Origin of the sequence: Xanthomonas sp. LF07-6 (assembly GCF_034105445.1) — a bacterium.
Classification (GTDB): Bacteria; Pseudomonadota; Gammaproteobacteria; order Xanthomonadales; family Xanthomonadaceae; genus Xanthomonas_A; species Xanthomonas_A sontii.
This window is the reverse complement of record NZ_JAXGGI010000031.1, coordinates 1-3,467: the sequence shown is the minus strand read 5'-3', so window position 1 is coordinate 3,467 and position 3,467 is coordinate 1. Positions and strand designations below refer to the sequence as shown.

Sequence of the window (3,467 nt, the reverse complement as noted above, 5' to 3'; positions counted from 1 at the left end):
GACAGCGCGAGGCATGGTACGCGCCATGCTCGGCTTCGATGGTGGAGAGGAACCAGATCCGTGCCTGCTGGAAGGAAAGCGGGGCCGCCACGACGGTGTCCGCCAGTGGCTCGATGGCAGGCCGTGCCGGCGTCCCTTGCGCTCCCTCCCCCAGGTCGATGCTGGCCGCAAGCAACCGGATGCTCTTGGCTTCGAACAGCGCCTGCAACGGCAACGCGATGCCGAATCCTGACTCCAGTCGCGCGATGAGCTTCATCGCCAGAATGGAGTTGCCGCCGGCCTGGAAGAAGTCCACCGCAACGTTGTCGATCTGGCGCCCCAGCACCTGCGAGACAGCCTCGCACAGGGTGCGCTCAGTCAAGGTCAGCGGTGGCTCGACGGCCGCGCCGGCGATATCGCCGAGCTGCGGCAACGGCAGCGCATCGCGGTCGACCTTGCCGTTGGCCAAGGTCGGGATTGTCTCGAGCTGGACGAAGGCATCGGGCAGCATGTACACCGGCAGGCGCGCCGAAAGCTGTTCGCGCAGCCGTGGCAGCCAGTGCGTCCAGGCCTGTTCGTCCATCCGTTGCGCGGCCACCACATACGCCACCAGGGACTTGGCGTCTGCGGCCACCACTTGGGCATGAACGACCGCGGCCTGTACCCCGGGGCAGGCCTGCAGGGACGCGGCGACTTCACCCGGTTCGATGCGGAAGCCACGAACCTTGAGCTGGTCGTCCATACGGCCAAGGAACTCCAGGCGCCCGTCGGAGCGCTGCCGCACCCGATCGCCGGTGCGGTACAGCCGCCGCTTTTCGCCATTCTCGAATACATGCTCGACGAACCGCTGCTGGGTCAGTTCGGGCTGTCCGAGATAGCCATGCGCGAGGCCGACACCGGCCAGGAACAACTCACCGGGAGCGCCGTGCGGTACCAACCCCATCGCGTCGTCCAGGACATAGCAGGCCATATTGTCGATCGGATACCCGATGGCCACGCCATTGCCGGTGTACTCCTCGGCGACCGCGCAGATGGTCGCCTCGGAAGGACCATAGGCATTGAACAGCCGATGGTCGCGTGACCATAGTTCGGCCTGCGCTTCGGAAATGGATTCGCCGCCGACCACGATCGATTGCACGCTCCGCAGCCGTTCCGGCGCCAACGCGGCGAGCACCGACGGGATCAGCAGCACATGCGTGATCTGCCGTTCCTCGATGAAGCGCCCCAGCGCAAGTGGATCGCGGCGGATCGGTTCGTCGACGATATCCAGGCGTGCGCCGCTGCACAGCGCCAGGAACACCTCGCAAGTGGCCACGTCGAAGGAGGCTGCAGCGTACTGCAGCACGCTGCTGTCGGGCTGGATCGCGAACAGTTCGCGTTGCGACAGGACATGATTGACCAGGCCGCGATGATGCAGCACGACCGCCTTGGGAGTTCCGGTCGACCCCGAGGTATGGATGACGTAAGCCGGCTGGTCTGGCGACGGCCTGTGCGTGATCGCGGCAGGGCGAGCCGTTCCCACCGCCATGCAGGTCAAGTCCACTTGCAGCAGCTGCAGCGTGGCGTGATCACGCAGCAGGATCGATAGTTCCGGCACACCGTCGGCGTACAGTGCATGGCGCGCACCGCTGTTGGACAGCAGGCCGCTGATCCGCTCGCGCGGCTGCGCCGGGTCCAGCGGCAGATACGCCCCTCCTGCCTTGAGCACGGCAAGCATGGCGACCACCAGCTCGGTCGATGGCGTCAAGTAGAGGCCCACGATGCCGCCGGGCACCACGCCTGCATCATGCAGGCGACCGGCCAGGGCATTGCTCAGCGCATCCAGCATGGCGTAGCTGATCGAGGTCGCGCCCGCTACCGCGATGGCATCGGGACGCTCCCTGGCCCAGCGTTCGACCAGTTCATGGACCAACCGCTCGCCGTCCTCGAAATGGCGCGGCAATGGATTGCAGACATGCAGTTGCCGCTCGATCTCGTCGGCGCCGAGGATCGGCAAGCGGTGCACATCGGCACCGGGGTCGGCCACGGCGAGCTCGATGAGTCGGCCGAAGGCGGCCGCCATCCGTTCGATCCGCGCGGCATCGAACAAGTCGGTGGCATAGCGCCACGCGAACACCAGACCCAAGTGGTCTTCCCTGGCTGCCAGGGTCAAATCGAACTGACTGCCGCCGGCCTGCTGTTCCTGCGGCTGGAACAACCCAGGTTGGGCTTCCGCCTTAGCCGGCGTCTCTGTGTTCTGCAGCACCAGCATCACCTGGAATAGCGGATTGGCCGCCAACGAGCGATCCGGCTCGACGGCGTCCACCAGCAATTCGAATGGCAGGTGGCGATGTTCGTCGTCCGCCAGGAAGCCGTCACGGGCCTGGCGCAACAGCGCCGGGAAGTCTTGTCGGGCCGTAAGGCACTGGCGCATCACCAAAGTACCGGCGAAGTAACCGAACACCTCTTCCCATGCCACATGCGATCGGTTGGCAATGGCGGTGCCGATGACGATGTCCTTTTCCCCGCTGTAACGCGCCAGCAGCGCGCTGAACAGTGCCTTCAAGCCGACGAACAGCGATGCGTCCTGCTCCGTCAGCAACGCCTTCAGGCGCGCCGTCGTGGCGGCGTCCACACGGGTGCGATGGATACCGCCATGGTGGCTGGGCATCGTGGGCCGGGGACGGTCCATCGGCAGCGCATGCATGGAGGGCGCCCCCTTCATGCGTTTCTTCCAATACGCGGTGAGGCGCTCGAGCAGGGAGCCTTGCAGGCTGTCGTGCTGCCAGCGGCTGTAGTCCAGGTAGGTGGCGGCCGGCGCCGCGAATCCGATATCGCGGCCATCGCGGTATGCGGCGTAGCACCGTTCCAGATCGCGCAGAAACAGCGTCAGCGACCAGCCGTCGCTGACGATGTGGTGGAAGGTGAAGAACACATACCAGCAATGCGGGCCTGCTTTGGCCAGGCTGACGCGGAACGGACTTTCGCGGGTCAGATCGATGCGTGCCTGCCGCTGATCGTCGCACAGCCCCTTGAGCCGTATTGCCTGCTGCGCCGGCGTCTCGGCGGACAGGTCGAAGATCGGCACCATCGGCAGCAACGCGGGCTGGACGATCTGGTACAGCCTGTCCTGGCGATATTCGAAGCGCGTGCGTAATGCGGAATGGCGTTGGACCAGTTGCGAAAGGGCATGGTTGAAGGCGGCCAGGTCCAACGCCTGGTCCAGGCGCAGCAGGCTGTTGATGTGATAGGCGCCGTGCGTTGGTTGCAGTTGTTCCAGAAACCACAAACGGGTTTGCGCAAACGAGGCCTGCGCCTGCAACAGATCAGCATCGGCGGCCTGGCCCGCCAGGACAGGCGCCGGCAATGCCGTTGCCTGGTGCGCCCGGAGCCTGCGCGCCAGCCCACGGATCGAAGGCTCGAGGAAGACGTCGCGGAGCGCGATGGCGATCCCCTCTGCCTGCAGACGGTTCACCATGCGTGCGGCGAGCAACGAGTGGCCGCCGAGC

1 protein-coding gene is annotated in these 3,467 nt (G+C 65.7%); it reads right to left on the bottom strand.

The genetic code is table 11. The annotated features are described in order from the left end of the window. A partial coding sequence (locus SLW56_RS20740) for an amino acid adenylation domain-containing protein (protein ID WP_320695402.1) occupies positions 1 to 3,467 on the bottom strand: 3,467 nt, incomplete at both ends.